The sequence below is a fragment of the Salinigranum rubrum genome (genome assembly GCF_002906575.1).
Classification (GTDB): Archaea; Halobacteriota; Halobacteria; order Halobacteriales; family Haloferacaceae; genus Salinigranum; species Salinigranum rubrum.
Genome location: NZ_CP026309.1, coordinates 2,345,775 through 2,361,039 on the forward strand (window position 1 = coordinate 2,345,775; position 15,265 = coordinate 2,361,039).

At 67.0% G+C, this 15,265-nt stretch carries 20 protein-coding genes, 2 tRNA genes and 2 pseudogenes; 6 read left to right on the forward strand and 18 right to left on the reverse strand.

Features of this window, described 5'->3' with window-relative positions; translation table 11 throughout:
- Nucleotides 1-105 precede the first annotated feature (105 nt).
- Nucleotides 106-791 (forward strand): annotated as a pseudogene (gene udk, locus C2R22_RS11535) (uridine kinase).
- Here udk and C2R22_RS11540 read toward each other — a convergent pair.
- From C2R22_RS11540 to C2R22_RS11575, 8 genes and pseudogenes are all read right to left on the reverse strand, one after another.
- Nucleotides 788-1,105, reverse strand: a complete 318-nt coding sequence (locus tag C2R22_RS11540) for a DUF5785 family protein (protein WP_103425889.1) — start codon at nt 1,103-1,105, stop codon at nt 788-790. The pseudogene udk and the gene C2R22_RS11540 overlap by 4 nt on opposite strands.
- A gap of 46 nt (nt 1,106-1,151) precedes the next feature.
- Nucleotides 1,152-1,634 carry a hypothetical protein gene (locus C2R22_RS11545; protein ID WP_103425890.1) on the reverse strand — a complete coding sequence of 161 codons (483 nt, stop codon included), beginning with the start codon at nt 1,632-1,634 and terminating at the stop codon, nt 1,152-1,154.
- Between the two features lie 124 nt (nt 1,635-1,758).
- Entirely contained in the window at nt 1,759-2,277 is a 519-nt protein-coding gene (locus C2R22_RS11550; RefSeq protein ID WP_162562464.1) for a hypothetical protein, read from the reverse strand.
- Between the two features lie 218 nt (nt 2,278-2,495).
- Nucleotides 2,496-3,218, reverse strand: a complete 723-nt coding sequence (locus C2R22_RS11555) for a hypothetical protein (protein WP_103425892.1) — start codon at nt 3,216-3,218, stop codon at nt 2,496-2,498.
- 108 nt (nt 3,219-3,326) lie between these two features.
- Nucleotides 3,327-4,079, reverse strand: coding sequence for an ABC transporter ATP-binding protein (locus C2R22_RS11560; protein ID WP_103425893.1), 753 nt, complete (start codon nt 4,077-4,079; stop codon nt 3,327-3,329).
- A gap of 4 nt (nt 4,080-4,083) precedes the next feature.
- Nucleotides 4,084-4,944: pseudogene (locus C2R22_RS11565) on the reverse strand (ABC transporter ATP-binding protein); the annotation flags it as partial.
- A complete protein-coding gene (locus C2R22_RS11570) occupies nt 4,937-6,259 on the reverse strand; it encodes a branched-chain amino acid ABC transporter permease (protein WP_103425894.1) in 1,323 nt (440 codons plus the stop codon). The pseudogene C2R22_RS11565 and the gene C2R22_RS11570, both read right to left, overlap by 8 nt.
- On the reverse strand, nt 6,256-7,200 hold the full coding sequence (locus tag C2R22_RS11575; RefSeq protein ID WP_245903013.1) for a branched-chain amino acid ABC transporter permease: 945 nt from the start codon (nt 7,198-7,200) through the stop codon (nt 6,256-6,258). The genes C2R22_RS11570 and C2R22_RS11575 overlap by 4 nt, the downstream gene beginning before the upstream one ends.
- Before the next feature lie 318 nt (nt 7,201-7,518).
- Here C2R22_RS11575 and C2R22_RS11580 point away from each other — a divergent pair, with 318 nt between their 5' ends.
- Together C2R22_RS11580 and C2R22_RS11585 are read left to right on the forward strand one after the other, a co-directional pair.
- Nucleotides 7,519-8,046 carry a GNAT family N-acetyltransferase gene (locus C2R22_RS11580; protein ID WP_103425896.1) on the forward strand — a complete coding sequence of 176 codons (528 nt, stop codon included), beginning with the start codon at nt 7,519-7,521 and terminating at the stop codon, nt 8,044-8,046.
- 11 nt (nt 8,047-8,057) lie between these two features.
- A tRNA-Thr gene (locus C2R22_RS11585) sits at nt 8,058-8,131 on the forward strand.
- Nucleotides 8,132-8,319: 188 nt separating this feature from the next.
- Here C2R22_RS11585 and C2R22_RS11590 read toward each other — a convergent pair.
- From C2R22_RS11590 to C2R22_RS11610, 7 genes are all read right to left on the reverse strand, one after another.
- On the reverse strand, nt 8,320-8,595 hold the full coding sequence (locus C2R22_RS11590; RefSeq protein ID WP_103425897.1) for a hypothetical protein: 276 nt from the start codon (nt 8,593-8,595) through the stop codon (nt 8,320-8,322).
- 254 nt (nt 8,596-8,849) lie between these two features.
- Nucleotides 8,850-8,984, reverse strand: coding sequence for a Trm112 family protein (locus C2R22_RS25875; RefSeq protein ID WP_216824721.1), 135 nt, complete (start codon nt 8,982-8,984; stop codon nt 8,850-8,852).
- Nucleotides 8,985-9,200: 216 nt separating this feature from the next.
- Nucleotides 9,201-10,139: a PGF-CTERM sorting domain-containing protein gene (locus C2R22_RS25880; protein WP_216824722.1), complete on the reverse strand. Its 939-nt coding sequence runs from the start codon at nt 10,137-10,139 to the stop codon at nt 9,201-9,203.
- Nucleotides 10,140-10,298: 159 nt separating this feature from the next.
- A complete protein-coding gene (locus tag C2R22_RS26960; protein WP_281259234.1) occupies nt 10,299-10,421 on the reverse strand; it encodes a hypothetical protein in 123 nt (40 codons plus the stop codon).
- 234 nt (nt 10,422-10,655) lie between these two features.
- Nucleotides 10,656-11,057: a hypothetical protein gene (locus C2R22_RS11600; protein ID WP_103425898.1), complete on the reverse strand. Its 402-nt coding sequence runs from the start codon at nt 11,055-11,057 to the stop codon at nt 10,656-10,658.
- 107 nt (nt 11,058-11,164) lie between these two features.
- Nucleotides 11,165-12,166, reverse strand: a complete 1,002-nt coding sequence (locus tag C2R22_RS11605) for a hypothetical protein (protein ID WP_162562465.1) — start codon at nt 12,164-12,166, stop codon at nt 11,165-11,167.
- Nucleotides 12,167-12,274: 108 nt separating this feature from the next.
- Nucleotides 12,275-13,522, reverse strand: coding sequence for a DUF7345 domain-containing protein (locus C2R22_RS11610; protein WP_103425900.1), 1,248 nt, complete (start codon nt 13,520-13,522; stop codon nt 12,275-12,277).
- A gap of 215 nt (nt 13,523-13,737) precedes the next feature.
- Between C2R22_RS11610 and C2R22_RS11615 the strand changes: the two genes are divergently transcribed.
- From C2R22_RS11615 to C2R22_RS27665, 3 genes are all read left to right on the forward strand, one after another.
- Nucleotides 13,738-14,346: a hypothetical protein gene (locus tag C2R22_RS11615; protein WP_103425901.1), complete on the forward strand. Its 609-nt coding sequence runs from the start codon at nt 13,738-13,740 to the stop codon at nt 14,344-14,346.
- A complete protein-coding gene (locus C2R22_RS25055) occupies nt 14,343-14,504 on the forward strand; it encodes a hypothetical protein (RefSeq protein WP_162562466.1) in 162 nt (53 codons plus the stop codon). Before C2R22_RS11615 ends, C2R22_RS25055 begins: the two co-directional genes overlap by 4 nt.
- A gap of 90 nt (nt 14,505-14,594) precedes the next feature.
- Nucleotides 14,595-14,756 carry a DUF7563 family protein gene (locus C2R22_RS27665; protein WP_449329024.1) on the forward strand — a complete coding sequence of 54 codons (162 nt, stop codon included), beginning with the start codon at nt 14,595-14,597 and terminating at the stop codon, nt 14,754-14,756.
- Here the strand turns inward: C2R22_RS27665 and C2R22_RS11620 are convergent.
- The 3 genes from C2R22_RS11620 to C2R22_RS11625 form a co-directional block, all read right to left on the reverse strand.
- Nucleotides 14,722-14,883, reverse strand: a complete 162-nt coding sequence (locus tag C2R22_RS11620) for a hypothetical protein (RefSeq protein ID WP_245903052.1) — start codon at nt 14,881-14,883, stop codon at nt 14,722-14,724. The genes C2R22_RS27665 and C2R22_RS11620 overlap by 35 nt on opposite strands.
- Complete coding sequence (locus C2R22_RS26965) at nt 14,835-14,963, reverse strand: hypothetical protein (RefSeq protein WP_281259235.1); 129 nt, start codon at nt 14,961-14,963, stop codon at nt 14,835-14,837. The genes C2R22_RS11620 and C2R22_RS26965 overlap by 49 nt, the downstream gene beginning before the upstream one ends.
- A gap of 102 nt (nt 14,964-15,065) precedes the next feature.
- A tRNA-Arg gene (locus C2R22_RS11625) sits at nt 15,066-15,155 on the reverse strand.
- Nucleotides 15,156-15,265: the final 110 nt, after the last annotated feature.

The window sequence follows — 15,265 nt, forward strand, 5'->3', positions numbered from 1 at the left end:
ACAGACGTCTCACGGGAGACCGCGCGCTCCGCGGGGCGTGTCTCGCCCGACGACGATGGTCGAAACCAACACGTTGAAACTGGCTGCCCGGCCCTCTCTACACCAATGGCCATCCCGTCGTTCGTCATCGGAATCGCGGGGGGACCGGCGCCGGGAAGACGACGGTCGCACGGCTCATCACGGAGAACGTCGGCGACTCGGTGACTCGGATCCCGATCGACAACTACTACGAGGATCTGAGCCACCTCGGCTTCGAAGAGCGGAGGGCTCGGAACTACGACCACCCCTCGGCGTTCGAGTGGGACCTCCTCCGCGAGCAGATGAGCGCCCTCTTGGAGGGGCGGGCGGTCGAGATGCCCCAGTACGACTTCTCCGAGCACAACCGGAAACCCGAGCGGACGACCGTCGAGCCGACCGACGTCATCATCCTCGAAGGGATTCTGGCGCTGCACGACGACGCGGTCAACGAGATGATGGACCTGCGGCTGTACGTCGAGACGGACGCCGACGTCCGCATCCTCCGGCGCATCCGGCGCGACGTCATCGAGCGCGGGCGGGAACTCGAGGGCGTCATCGAGCAGTACCTCTCGACGGTCAAGCCCATGCACGAGCAGTTCATCGAGCCGACGAAGCGGAACGCGGACCTCATCATCCCCGAGGGGGCAAACAGCGTCGCGGTGAACCTCATCGAAGAGAAGGTGCGCGCGGAGGTCACCGGCAACGCACCCCGGACGTGGGAGCGCAGCCCGGTCGAACTCGAACTCGACGCCGAGTACGACGACCGCGACTAGGCGCGCTCGCGGACGAACTCGTCGGCGCCCTCGTAGAACCAGAGGTCGTTCGCGCGCATCGCGCGGCCGAGCGCCTGGTGGAGTTCGACGAAGTCGGCGAACTCCTCCTCCTCGACGCCCTCGAACACCTCCCGGAGCGAGACGACGCGCTCGTAGTCGATCCGGACGGGGTCGTCGCCGTACTCGGCGACGAACTCGTCGCGCGAGAGCGGGAAGTCCTCCTCCTCGTCGATCTTCTTGGCGATGATCGCGTGGCCGTACTTCCGTCGGCCCTCGCTCCCCTGTTCTCCGTCGGGGTCGTGTGGCCAGTCCATACGGGACGGTTGGGAGGGCACCTCAAAGCCGTTACGCTGTCGGTCGCTATCGGGTGTCGCCCGACACGCGAGACGTGCGAACGACCGCGAGCGACACCGTCACGTCGGTCGGGACGGCCTCCTGTGTCGGCTCGGCGTCGCGCAGCGTCCGCCGCCAGTCTTCGAGGGCCGCGTCGTCCGCGGGCGTCTCGACGTGCAGCGTCGCCGACATCGACGCTACCGCCGTCCGGAAGCCCGGTGCCGCATCCGCGTCCGTCGGGACGGTCCCGTCGACGACGACCCGCACGACGTCGACGCGTCCTGTGAGCGGGTCGACGAGGCTGTGACTCGCCGCGACGAGGTAGCTCGCGAACAGTTCGAGTACCGTCCCGGCCGCCGTTGGCGCGTCCACCGAACGAGTCAACCGGAAGTCGAAGGAGTCGCGCGTGTGGGCCGGAGCGGCGGCATCTCCACGGTCTTCGCTGCGACGGGCGGCCGCGTCGACGGCGTTCACCGCTTCGACCCGATGGGTGTCCGCGGCGAGAGCCATGGGCGACGGCGCGTGCTCCGGGGCCGACGAACGGTCAGTCACGAGAAATCCACATTGGTACAGGACATTCTATCACGAAAGATACTGCCGAACTATATGAGTCTATGGGCAGTCGGGTCAGGGCTCAGTCGTCCGTCACGTCACGGAGGGCCGCCCGGGGCGTGACGAGGAGGTCGACGCCGACGAGTCCGGGCACCATCGAGAACGGGACGTCGTCGCCGACGAGTCGGTCGCGCCACACCGCGAGGCGGTCGGCCGAATCGTCGGTGTGTGCCTCGATCAGCGCGCGGACGCGGCTCTGCTCCGTGGGCGTGGCACGCCAGAGGTCGTTCTCGCCGGGCGGTTCGACGGCGCCACCGTCGAACCGTGTCATCCCGCCTTCCACCTCGACGACCACGCGACGCACGTCGACGGCGATGTCGAGCGCGGTGGAGTGGTGCGTGGCGGCGGCGCCGAGATAGCTCGCGAGAAGTCCGAGCGCCGGTTCGTCGAAGGAGTCCCCCTCGACGACGAAGTCGAACGCGCCCGGGTCGTCGCTCGGGTCGCACTCGTTCACCGCCTCGATCCGCTTCGTGACGTGTCGGTTCACCACTGCGGCGCGCTCGGCGTTGGACGACTGGTTCGGGGTAGTGGGTGGTGTCATCTGGCTCGTTCCACGGACGGCGAGGGGCCACTCGCCGCGAGCGGCCACCGGTCACACGGTATTCGTTGCAGCCAATATTATTTAAAAATAGCCGGTTAGAACGGTTCAATCGTCGTCCGATTTCGGTGGGATAATCGTCGAATATCGGGGACAGCGCCAACATCGAGGAGTCGAGGGGAACAGTCGACCTCGGTGCGACCCGCGCGAACTCCCCGTCCTCAGTCGAGCAGTCCCAGTTCGGCGATGAGCGGTGCCGTCTCCCTCGGGACGATCCGTCCGGCGTCCCGGCGTGCGGCGAGGAGCGGGAGGACGGTGTCGAAGTCGGCGGGCGTCCGGAGCACCGGTTGCATCGGGAGGAAGTCGACGCCGAGGTCGGCCTCGTCACCCCGGGCGGCGAGCGTCGAGACCTCCGGCGCGGCGAAGGCGTCGGCGAAATCGATGGGCTCGGTGAACGCCGCGTAGAACACTCTCCCCTCGGGTGCGGGGCCGAGGACGACCGGCGTCGAGCGGAGCTTCATCGCCGCCGAATCGACCGTGGCTCGCGTCAGGAACGGGGCCGTCCCGCGGACGACAGCGACGGAATCCGCGTCCTCCTCGCGGAGGAGGTGCGTCGCCGTGTTCCCGGCGCGGGCAGCGTACGACGAGCCGACCTGTACCTCGAACCGGACGTCGTCGAGGTCCGACAGGGCGTCGGCCGCGAGCGCGCGGACCGCCGCCTCCGCATCACCCTCGTCGCGTCGATGTTCTTCGGGGAGGTGTTCCTCGGGCCGGTAGTTGACGAGGAGGTCGCCCCCGGAGCGCTCGACGGCGACGAACGTGTCCTTCAGCATTGCGGCGTACAGGTCGGCGGCTTCCTCGCCCGTGAGCGGCCCGTTCTCGACGAGGTCGGAGAGCACCAGTCCGGGTCGCGGCGGGTCGCAGAGCACGCAGACGACGGTCATACCGAGGAGAAAAGACGGCGTGGCCTTGAACGCGCCGCTTCGGACTCGTCGTGAGACGCTCCACGGGGAGGGTGGCGACGAACGGGTGTCCCCGAGGCCCGGCGGGGCTCAGCCGCCGAGGAAGTCCTGTCGAACCTGCGGGTCGTTCAAGAGGGCGTCGCCGGTGTCGACGTAGCGGTTCTTCCCGTTGGCGAGGACGTACCCCCTGTTGCAGCGACGGAGCGCCTCTTTGGCGTTCTGCTCGACCATCAGGACCGCGGTGCCGTCGTCGTTGATGGCGTCGATGCGGTCGAACATGTCGTCGACGAGGTCGGGCGCTAGCCCGGCCGAGGGCTCGTCGAGGAGGAGCAGGTCCGGTTCCAGCATGAGCGCCCGGCCCATCGCGAGCATCTGCTGCTGGCCGCCGGACATGGTGCCGGCCTTCTGCTCTTTCCGCTCGCGGAGGATGGGGAAGCGATCGAAGACGGCTTCGAGCGCGTCCTGTGGTACTTCGTCGAGGATGTACGCGCCCATCTCGAGGTTCTCCTGCACCGACAGGGAGGCGAAGACGTTGTCGTTCTGGGGGACGTAGCCGATGCCCTTGTGGATGATCTCCTCGGGGATGAGGCCGGTGATGTCCTCGTCGGCGAACGTCACGACCCCTCCCATGTGACTGGTGAGCCCGAAGACGCTCTTCATTAGCGTCGACTTCCCCGCCCCGTTGGGTCCGACGATGGTGACGTACTCGCCACTGTCGACGAACATGTCCACGTCGGTGAGGATCTGGAGGTCGCCGTAGCCCGCGTCGAGGTTCTCGACTTCGAGGAGGCTCGTCCCCGGCGTCCGGTCCGGTTCCGTCTCCGCGTCGGTCGTCGCGCTCATACGTTCCCCCGAGGTACGCCTCGATGACTTCCTCGTTCGACTTGATATCGGCCGGCGTTCCCTCCGTGAGCACCGTCCCCTGGTGGAGGACGATGACGTGTTCACAGTTGTTCATGATGAGGTCCATGTCGTGCTCGACGAGCAGGAACGTGTACCCCTGCTCGCGGAGTTCGTGGATGTGTTCGAGGAGCCGTTTCTCCAGCGAGGGGTTGACGCCGGCGAACGGCTCGTCGAGGAGGAGCATGTCCGGGTCGGTGAGGAGCGCGCGCGCCATCTCCAGCAGCTTCCGCTGACCGCCCGAGAGGTTCCCGGCGTACTCCTCGGCGATGTGATCGATCTCGAAGAACTCGAGCGTCTCCCACGCCCGTTCGAGCAACTGCTCCTCCTGTTCGATGACCTGCCCGCGGACGCCGGGGGTGACAGAGCGCCAGAGGCTCTCGCCGACCTGTCCCTTCGGGGCGAGCATCATGTTCTCGAGGACGGTCATGTCCTTGAGTTCGCGAGCGATCTGGAACGTCCGGACGAGGCCGCGGTTGGCGATGGTGTACGGCTCCATGCCGGTGATGTCCTCGCCGTTGAACGTCACACTGCCCGCGTCGGGGCGGTACATGCCCGTGATGAGGTTGAACGTGGTCGACTTGCCGGCGCCGTTCGGCCCGATGAGCCCCGTCAACGAGCCCTGTTCGACCTGGAACGTCGCCCCGTCGACCGCCGTGATGCCGCCGAAGGACTTCTCCAGCCCCTCGACCCGGAGCGGGTACTCGTGTTCGATGCCGACGTCGCTCGTCGCCGAGAGCGCCTCCGCGCCCGTCTCCACGTCGTCGGGCGCACCCTGTCCGCCGCCAGTGTCGGTTGCTTCACTCATCCTCGTCACCTCCGTCCGCCGCGACGGCACGGCCCCGCCGTGCCGTCAGGTCGATGCTCGCCGCCGTCTCCTTGCGGTGGCCGAGCAGTCCGTCGGGACGGTTGTGCATCAGCCAGACGAGCACGAGTCCCATGATGACGAGTTGGAGCTGGCGGACGCTGTCGAGCGTGTAGAAGATGAACGGCAAGGGGTCGGCCTCCGAGAGGAGCGGCGAGATGGCCGGCCCGAACGAACTCGGCGCGCTCGCGGTGGGGAGGATCTCCTCGATGACGTTCTTGAGGTAGCGCGGACCCTGATAGAGGAGGGCCGCGAACATCGCGCCGCCGACGATGCTCCCGGTGTTCGAGCCGGCGCCGCCGATGATGAGCGCGATCCAGACGAAGAACGTGATCCTCGGTCTGAAGGTGTTCGGCGTCACCGCACCCTGAGTCATGAACCAGAGGATGCCCGCCAGCCCCATGAGCGCACAGCCGAGCATGAACGACTTGATCTTGAAGCCGTTGGTGTCCTTGCCGAGCGAGTTGGCGACGTCCTCGTCCTCGCGGATCGCCTTGAGGACGCGACCGAAGGGGGACTCACCCGTGCGCTTCAGGAGCCAGAAGTACACGGCGACGAAGAACAGCAACATCGCCCCGTAGACGAGGCCGTCGATGACCGGCTTCGGATTGGTCGGGATGATCGCCGTCGACGCTTCGATGAGCCCCTGATAGGCACCCCAGAGGCCGAACGCCTCGAAGAACGCCTGGAGCGGGTCCGTGTAGTTGAGGATGACGCCGGAGCCGCCGCCGAAGCCCACTCGTCTGCCGAAGAGCTGGAACTGCTGGAACTGCGAGGAGAGGAACGAGAATCGGACGATCTCCGACATCGCGATGGTGACGATGGCGAGGTAGTCCGCCCGAAGTCTGAGCGCGGGAAGCGCGACGACCAGGCCCAGGAGGGCGGAGGCGACCATCCCCGCGATGATACCGACGATGAGCGGGAGGCCGAGTCCGCCGACCTGAGCGGCGCTACCGGGCTCGTAGAGGGGCTTCGAGACCAACGCCATGACGTAGATACCGACCGCCATGAACCCGACGATGCCGATGTTGAACAGCCCGGTGTACCCCCAGTGGAGGTTCAGCGCGAGCGCCAGCATGGCGAAGACGCCGATGAAGAAGGTCAAGACGGCGAGCGAGTTCAACTGTCCCCGCAGGGAGAAGCCGAGGATGACGCCGCTGACGATGTACGCGGCGTAGAGCACGGCGAGCAGGAGGACGATGAGTCCCGCGTCGCCGCCCGGGATGCGCTCGGTGAACCGGTCGACGTCGACGCTCATGCGGTGGACCTCCCGGCGAAGATGCCCTGTGGCTTGACGAGCAGGATGACGATCATGACGAGGAACGCCGCCGCGCGTGCGAACGCGGAGGGGATCCAGATGACCGACAGCGACGCGGTGAGGCCGATGACCAGTCCGCCGGCGATGGCGCCGTAGATGGAGCCGATGCCGCCGAGGATGACCGCCGCGAAGATGAGAAGTAAGAGGAGCCAGCCGTCGTTGAACCCGAGCGTCCCCTTCCAGAGGACGAACATGTAGCCGGCGACCCCGGTGAGTCCGCCGCCGATGATCCACACCGAGCGGACGACCCGTTCGGTCGGAATGCCCGTGATACGCGCGAGGTCCTCGTTGTCGGCCATCGCACGCATCGCCTTCCCGAGCTTCGTCGTCTGCAAGAGGACGTGGACGCCGAGCATCAGGCCGCCGGCGACGACGACCAAGGCGATGTCGTGCGCCGAGATGAACACCTGGCCGTCCCAGAGGTACGGCCCGATCTGTGGCGGCTGCGCCGTCGTCCCCCGAACGTCGGAGCCGAAGACGAACTGCATCAGGTACCGGAGCGCGAACGCGACGCCGATACTGGTGATGAGGAGCGTGATGCCGTCCTCGTCGCGGATCGGTTTGTAGATGAACCGGTCGACGCCGAGCGAGAGCACGATGGTGAACGCGCCGGCGATCACGAGGCCGAGAACCACGGCCAGCGGCGTCCCCAACACGCCGATACCCAGCGCACCGCCGAACACCGACCCGCCCGCACCGACCAACAGGAGCGACCCGAGGTCGGCGTTGGGACGGGCGAGGCCGGCGATGAGGTACGTCGTCGCCCACCCGGAGAACGCGCCGGCGGTGATGTAATCACCGTGTGAAAAGTTCGCGAAGTTCAGAATGCTGTACGTCATCGACAGACCGATTCCGGCGAGACCGATGACGAGTCCACGCATCAGGCCGTCCCAGACGAGTGACCCGATGTCGTGGACCTGTACGTCGCCGGTGCTGAACTGCCGAGCGAGGTCGGCGACCAGCACAACGGCGACCAACGCGACCAGGAGCACTCCGGGGCGCTCGATCGCGATCTTTCGGCCGCGGGAATAGGTATCAGCGATGCCCATGATGATAACTGTCCTCATGGGTGTGCGGTCGTGAAACACGCATAAACCTTTCTTCCCAGGACCAAATTTGTCAACCCGTGATAATTATCGAGGCTTGACGTTGTGTGTATTCGTCGGAATATCCAACTATCGGGGATTCAATGTGCGATTATGTCCTCTGAACACCCGGAGGTCTCCATCGAATCCGCAGTCCTCGCGGACGTGGACGCACTCGCCGACCTGTGGGTCAGTCTCGCGCGCGGTCAGCGGACGTACGACTCGCACCTGCTTGCCGACGAGAACAGGACCACGATTCGGGAGTCGCTCGCTCAGCACGTCGTCGGCGACGGGGTGGTCGTCGCGCGGGCGACGGGGGAGGGTGACGACGAGGAGGACCGAGTCCTCGTCGGGTTCGCCATGTTCGGACTCGAACAGGGCGACTACGCGCAGACGGTCACCCGCGGCATCGTTCACGACCTCTTCGTCGCCCCGGACCGGCGTGGGGAGGGCATCGGAAGCGCGCTCCTCGTGCGAGCGGAGGAGGGATTGGTGGAGTTCGGCGCCGACGCCTTCGCGCTCGAAGCGATGGCGACCAACGCCGACGCGCGGCGCTTCTACGAGCGACACGGCTACCGACCCCACCGCGTGGAACTGGAGAAATCGGCCCAAAGCGATACACACTCAAAGGAGGACGGGTAAGTCGCACCCGCGCCAGGGGAGCATGGGCGGTTCATGCACTCGACTTGTAATCGAGACTTCACGGGTTCGAATCCCGTCCCTGGCTCTTCTGTCCGGGCGACAGCGAGGACCGATTGCCGACAGAGGGATTCGAACCCTGCGAGACGCAGCACCGAGCGAAGCGAGGTGACCGTCTCGCTCCGGTTCGATATCCCGTCCCCGGCCTATCATGTTTTAGAGTTCCTAGCTGACAAGCACCGACACTACAATACAACAGGTTCATTCACCGATGAGTCACTCGATTCTGAACCCCGAAAAGCCCGACTCGGACGACGCCGACAGCGACGCGGTCGGGGTCGACGAGAGGTCGACCGCGAGCGCGCGTTCCTGTGACCGGCGTCGGTGTTCGTAACAGTCGGTACACTCCGTCAGTCCCTGCCGTCGGGCGGCCAGTCGGCTCACCACCTCGGTCGCGGTCGGAAGCCGGGGGCATCGATCCGTGCTGTGGAAGACAGGGTCGATGTCGGTCGACAGCGGGACGTGGACGGTGGGGTTGCGAACGTCTCTCATAGCGCGGGTATGGCTGGGCAGACCCACCGCCGTACATAATACCTCGGTCCCGGATATCTGGGATGAGAACCCGCGGGGGTGTCCCTTGAGAATTCAGGGTGCGCGAGCGAGAGAGTTCAGACGAGTGTAACGAACCCGCCGGTAGCGGGCGTCTTTCGAGTCGGTGCCGGCCCATGGGACGGCCGGACGCGGACGTGTCTGACGCGGGCGCGCCACCCTGTCCTCGCGGTTCGAGCGGCGCGTACGACGCGCGCTTACTCGACTCTGGCCGCCTTGCGTTGCCAGTCTTCGCAGTTCGGACAGACCAGTTCACCTTCGGTGGTGACGCTCGCGAGGAGGGTCGCGCGGCAGACCGGACAGAGCTGGTTGGAGGGTTCGTACCCTTTCATACCCAGTCCATTTGGACAGGGTGGTAAGTGCTTTCTGTCCTGTCGTCGGTGGTGCAAGCAGTCCGGCAGGTGGCGGCCGGCCGACCTCCCTGCCGAGTAGCGAGTGTGTCGAGCGGTCTCAGGCTGTTTCGAACCGGACGCCGACGAGAACACCGGGCGGAACGGCTGTGATCGATCCCCGTCTCCGGCGCTCCATCGCCGCGGGCGGTTACGACCTCATCGGCGCCGTCCGAGGACCACGAAGGACACCACCAGCGCGACCAGCGCGACGCCCGGCCCGAACCCCGGTGTCGACGTGGCGGTCGTCTCCGGAGGCGTCGGCGACTCGGTCGGGGTCGGGGTCGTCGTCTCCGTCGCCGTGGGTGTCGGCGGCGACGTCGTCTCCGTGGGTGTCTCCGTCGGTCGCTCGGTCAGCGGGCCCGTGACCGTCGCCGTCGGGGTGTCGGTCGGGGTCGGGGTCGACGGCTCGGGCGTCGGCGTGGCCGTCGGGAGCGGTGTCGCCGTCCCGCGTGGGCCCGTCCGGACGGTCACCGTCCGCGTAGCCTGGTCGAGGTCGCTCCCTTCGACCGTAATCTCGAACGTCCCCACCGGCTCGTCCGAGAGGTCCAGGGTGACGCTCCCCCCGCTCCGAGTGATACGGTCGATGGCGGTGACCCGCGACGTAACGTCCAGACCGTCCGGGCTCTCGACGGTCAGGTCGAGACGGTCGGCATCGGCGAAGTTGTACTCGACGGTCACGGTGAGGTCTTCACCCGTCGGCTCCCAGCCGTTGGTCACGTTCGCGCCGTTTTGGTTCCGGACGACGACGCTCGTCACGCGCGGTTCGGCGACGACGAACTCCGCGCGGTCGTCGCCGTCGGCGGCGACGTCGTAGCCGCCGGTCTCGAAGCCGCCGAAGTCGGCGTCCGTCGCGTCGACCGACTCGCTCGTGCCCTCGGCGTCGCCCGCGACGCCGACGAGCGTCACGGACCCCGAACCGACGGTCCCACCACCGGTCAACTGCACGGCCGAAACGTCGAGCGTCTCACCGACGAAGACGCGGACCGGCGGGCTCGTGTCGGCCGGTTGCGTTCGGGGACTCGACACGGCGGCGACCGTTCCCACGAGGAGGAGGGCGACGAGGAGGGTGGTCAGGAGGGTGCGGACACGTACCATACCGGTGACTAGAGGGCGGCGCCGGAAAAAACGTCGTCGCCGCTGACGGCCGGTGTGTGCTCGGCTCTGCGGTTCGCGCTTCCGGACAGGCGAGCGGCTGTCCGCGGCGCGGCGACGGCGGCTCCGTCGTTCACCGCCGTCGTTCCAGGACGTGACGTCTCAGCGGATTCTGACCCGGTCGCCGCAGGTCGGGCAGTTCGGACCGCCGTGAGTGTCGTCCAGTTCGAGCGCGTCGCCGGTCCAGCCACAGCCTGGGCAGTGAACGAGTGGTGTCGTACTCATGTGTCTCCCCCATGATCGATTATGAGGTATTCCGAGAAGTATCTATCGTCGTGAGCGTCCGGGGAGTCTGATGGCTCTCTCGGGAGTTAGTGCCTCGATAATGCGCCGGGAGTCAGCGTCAGATGCGTGTACCCCTACCCGCAGTCTGCCGCTGGACCTCCTCGGTCTACCCACACGTACCGACGACGCAAGTAAATACTTTGTGACAGACGTGCGTCTGACGCCGTCTCCCGTTCACGAGTTCTCGGTGGTCGTTTCACCGGAGCCAGCGCGCCGTGAGACGAACCGGAGGGGCCCCGACTGTAACACGACGTCCGGATCCAGCGGACGCTCCTGGAGTTCGGTGACCTTGAGGCAGGCGACGTATATCGTCAGGTGGCTCGCCGCGTACGCGAGGACGACCTGGACGAGCAGCGGAACGGCGAGGCCGGCTATCTCCAGCGTCCCGAAGACGAAGAGAACGGTCGACGACGTCGCGACGAGGCTCCCGAGTTGCAGCGTCACGCCGATGAACGCCGTGATGGTGGTGTCGATGCGCGATGTCGTGTACGGGGTGTACAGCGCCGCAGTGACCACACTCACCGCCACGAGGACGAGTCCAACGGGGAGTGCGACCACTGCGAACGCAGACTGCATCGGTGTTTGATACGGGAGGCGGGGGTATAATTGTATCTGAGAGGCAGAGTGACACGATTTTGGACATGTTTCGTGCCGTTGACAGAGCGGCCGCGAGCGGGGGTGGCTCAGTTCCCACCACCACGGGACCCGGAACGACCCGGTTCCGTCGCGTTCGTGGAACCGTTGCCACCGGGGTTCTCACCGCTGTTGCCACCGGCGTTGCCGTTGTTGCCGTTGTCGTTGCCACCGGGGCCGTTCCCCTCACCAGGGCCGTTCCCCTCACCGGGGTTCTGTCCCGACTCGCCGGCGGACTCGTTTCGCTCGCCCGGGGCGGTCGACGTTTCGTTCCCCGACTGGTCGGTGCCAGTCGCTCCCTGTCCCTGTTCTTGTCCCTGTCCGCGGGATCCGTTCGAGTCGTTCGCGCGGGACTCGCTCTGTCCGGGCGGGTCGGCGGGCGGACCCGACGAGTCGGGGCCACCCGTACTGGTGTTCTCCGGCGGTCCGAAGCCGCTCCCTCGTGTCGCGCTCGGTCCCGCGAGGGTCCGCGCGATGGCGGCGACCTCCGGTCCGGTGAGTTCGTCGGCCTCCGTCCGGAGCGTCTCGAGCGCGGTCACGTTCACCCCGTTCCGTCTGAGCGTCTCCGCCGGGAGCGTTCGTGCCCGCTGTGCGGTCCGGTCGGTCACGTGCCGGAGGGCGGTCGTCCGCGCGCTCAACTGCGCCGCCCGGATTCGGTACTCGCTCTCGCTGATCGTCCCGTTCTCACGGGCCGTCTCGAGTTGTGCTTTCTGGGTCCGGAGCGCCGCCAGTCGGTCTCGACTCTGGTTCGCCTGGCGAGCGACGACCTGTGCCTTCGACGCGTCCGAGCTAGAGCCGTTAAACTGGTGGTTAAACGACCGAGTCTCGAGTTCGCCGCCGAGTTCTGCGCCCTGCACCCCGACCGAGCCGGCCAGTCGGGTGCCGGGTGCGGCCGCTGCCGTCCCGTTGGTCGCGTCGGGCGACTCGGTCTGCCCCAGGGTCGTCTCCCCGCCGACACCAGCCGTCGACGCCGTCCCCGTCCCGACCACCGGGAGCGCGACTCCGGCGAGCACGGTGAGGACGACCACGAGTACGGCCCCGATTCGTCTCATCTCCTCTTCCTCTTCGAACGGACTCTCCTTATACGTCCACAATCGTCACGCCGAATTAACCCCGATTCACGCGGGTTCACCGCCGTGCAGTCGGGCGGTTCCGACTCGTCACGAGAGGCCGCTTCCGGGGAGGGCGACCACGTTCTCCCGCCCGATTCGGAACGTTTCGATCTCCTCTGCGTCGCGGAGCTTCCCGATGACCTGACTCGTCTTCGCGTCCGACCAGTCGAGTTCGGCGGCGACCGCCTGCTGTTTCATCCGACCAGCGTTGTGTTCGAGAAGCGCCAGCACCCGTTCCTCGTTGCTGAGGAGTTCGTCCTCCCAGGGATCGGGAGTGCCCTCGTCAGCCTCGGCCTCGGCGGGTCCAGCGTCCTCGGCGGCTTCGACGGTCCCGTCGTCTCCCGTGTCGGCGTCGACGCTCTCGGCACCGGTCGCCGTCGCCTCCGCAGCCGCCTCGGAACCGTCCCCGCTCCCGGCCGGGGGGACGGAGCCACTGTCGGCATCGCTATCTGCGCGACTCGTCTCCTGTGAGCGCCGCCACAGCACGACCCCGAGCACAGCAATCACGAGGAGAAGCGCCCCGCCAGCGACGACGAGCACCGACGGTCCGCCGTCGGTGGTGTCGTCTCCGCCCTCCCCGTCGCCGCCGTCACCGTTGCCGCCGGTCGCACCGGTCGCGCTTCCGCCCCCCTCGGCTTCCGAGGCTGTCGGCGACAGGGAGACGACCGGCTCCCCGTCGGCGAAGTCCGTCGGTCCGATCCACACCACGGCGTCGTCGCGCCGTTCGTCCGGGGTCGGCTGGACGGCCGTCGTCGCGTACCCGTCGGGCCACGCCACGACGAACGTGGTCTGGCGGTCGAGGAACAGCCCCGCGAGCGCGTCCCCGGCTTCGAGGGTCTCCCCGCTCGCGACGGCGAAGCCCGTCCAGTCGAACCGGTAGGTGACGACGCCGTACTCCTGCGGGAGCTGTTGGCGCGTCGCGCGGACCGAGACGTTCTCCACCCGCATCTCCCGACCGGTCGCGTTCTCGGCCGCCCGGGCCGTCGCACCCATCCGCTCCGCGAACGTCGACGTGTACGCCGTCTCGTTGGCCTCGACGTCCGTCCGGAGCGACTCGAACGCCGCCGTGGTGTTCTCGTCGTTCAACCGCACCCGGTACTCGACCGTCCAGCGGGCGTCGCCGTTCGAGCGCAGATCCGCGCGCAACAGGACGCCGTCGGGCTCGATTCCCTCGTCGCCGAGTTGCGCTGCTCCAGGGGCCGGTGCGTGCTCCGTTGCGCCGGCAGCGCCCGCGACGACGCCGACGACCGCGAGCGTGACGAGGAGAAAGACGCCGGCGCGACGGACACCACACATGCTCGTCCGGTGGAATGGGTGGCGCTGGCTTAAACGTTGTACGAACGGCGCGGGCCGTGCGACGCCGAGAGACGATTCGAGAGACCGCGTGTCACGACCATCGACGCGCCGGTGACCGGTCGCCTCAAACACTCTGGCGCGTCCGACAGTTCACGGTATCAGAACTGCACACTCGGGACGATACCGTTATACGGGAAAACGGCCGACGATGTCCCGTGTCGTTCGACGACCCCATCGCCGAGAAACTCCTGAGCGACTCCCCGTACGAACGGCTCCGCGCCCGACAGCTCAGCTACTTCGTACAGCCCATCGACCGCAAACTCGCCTGGCAGAGCTACCTGCTCTTCGCGCTCGCCGGCCTCCTCCCCGTCCTCTCCGTCCTCCCCACTGCCGTCCGACGGACGTACCTCCCGACGGTCGCATCGAGCAGCCCGAAACTCGCGTTCGTCGCCCTCGTCGCAGTCGTCTTCGTCGCCGGCACCGGCGTCGGCCACGCGCTCGTCGAGTACGTCCGAGTCGAACGCGGTCCGCTCGACGAGCGACAGGCCCGCGAACTGGTGACGTTCGAGAGCCTCTGTTCGATGCTCGGGTTCGGCACGGGGGGCCTCGCGACCGCCTCGACGTACGCGCTCGTCCTCCTGGGGTTCGGCGGTCGGGACCTCCTGAGCGCGTTCCTCGCCGCCGGCGGCGGGAACCCGTTCGAGCCCTCGACGCTCGGCGTCACCGTCGGCTTCGTCGCCATCGTCGCGCTCCTGTGTGCCGTGGCGCTTCAGACGCTCTCGGCGTACCTCCACGTCCGGGCGTGTCTCGCCGACGGGGTGTGAGCGAACGCGAGGGAGCACGACGAAGGGAAAGCGGCGACGGGATTTATGTGTCATCGAACGTAACTCAACGCATGGACGGTGCAGACCTGTTCTTCCTCGTCGTCTCGGTGCTCGTATTCGTCCTCATCCTCGTGGGCGTCGTCCTCAGTTTCCTCTGACACACGGGTGTCCGCCCACCCCCGGTGTCTGCCCCGCGTCTGACAACCGGGGAAAAGTTTATAATACGTGTCTCATATTTCCGTCACGTTATGCCGGAGTGCCAGAACTGCGGTTCTTTCGTCACCCCCGCGTATGCTCGCGTCTTCACCCCCGATGGTGTCGAGAACCCTCGCGTCTGCCCGAGTTGTGAAGACATGGTCCGCGACGGCGCGGACGTCAGGAAGGCCCGTTCTCCGAGAAACACGAACTGATCGCGTACCGCCCCTCCACTTCTCTCACGAGTCCCCGTTCGGTGAGCGTCCGAAGGACGCCGTACAACGCCAACTTCGTCATCGACAGCGCGGCCTGCAGTTCTTCGACGGTGGCCGCCCCGCCCACCCGAGCGCGAGATAGACGAGTTTCGCCCGCGGCGACTGCACGTCCGGTGGAACCTCGATGGGTGTCGACTGCGTGGACATCGCTCGACCGGTAGGATTCGACGATACTAAAACCCTGATTCAACGATCGTCGAAATGAAGGGAAAGAACGACCGGTCACGCGGCGGAGCGGCGAGAGAGAAGTGGAAGGGGCGGGAGTCGAACCACGCGAAGCCAAATTCACCGGGCGACAGGTGTCGGACCCGGTGTGCTCTACCACTGAGCCACCCTTCCACCCACTCGTAGTCGGGGCGGAAGCAAATACTCGTTGATGGCGGGGCGGCGGGGCAGGGTAGCGAGCGCGCGGGAACGACCGACGGGGCCGGTGGGGACGACGTGACGAC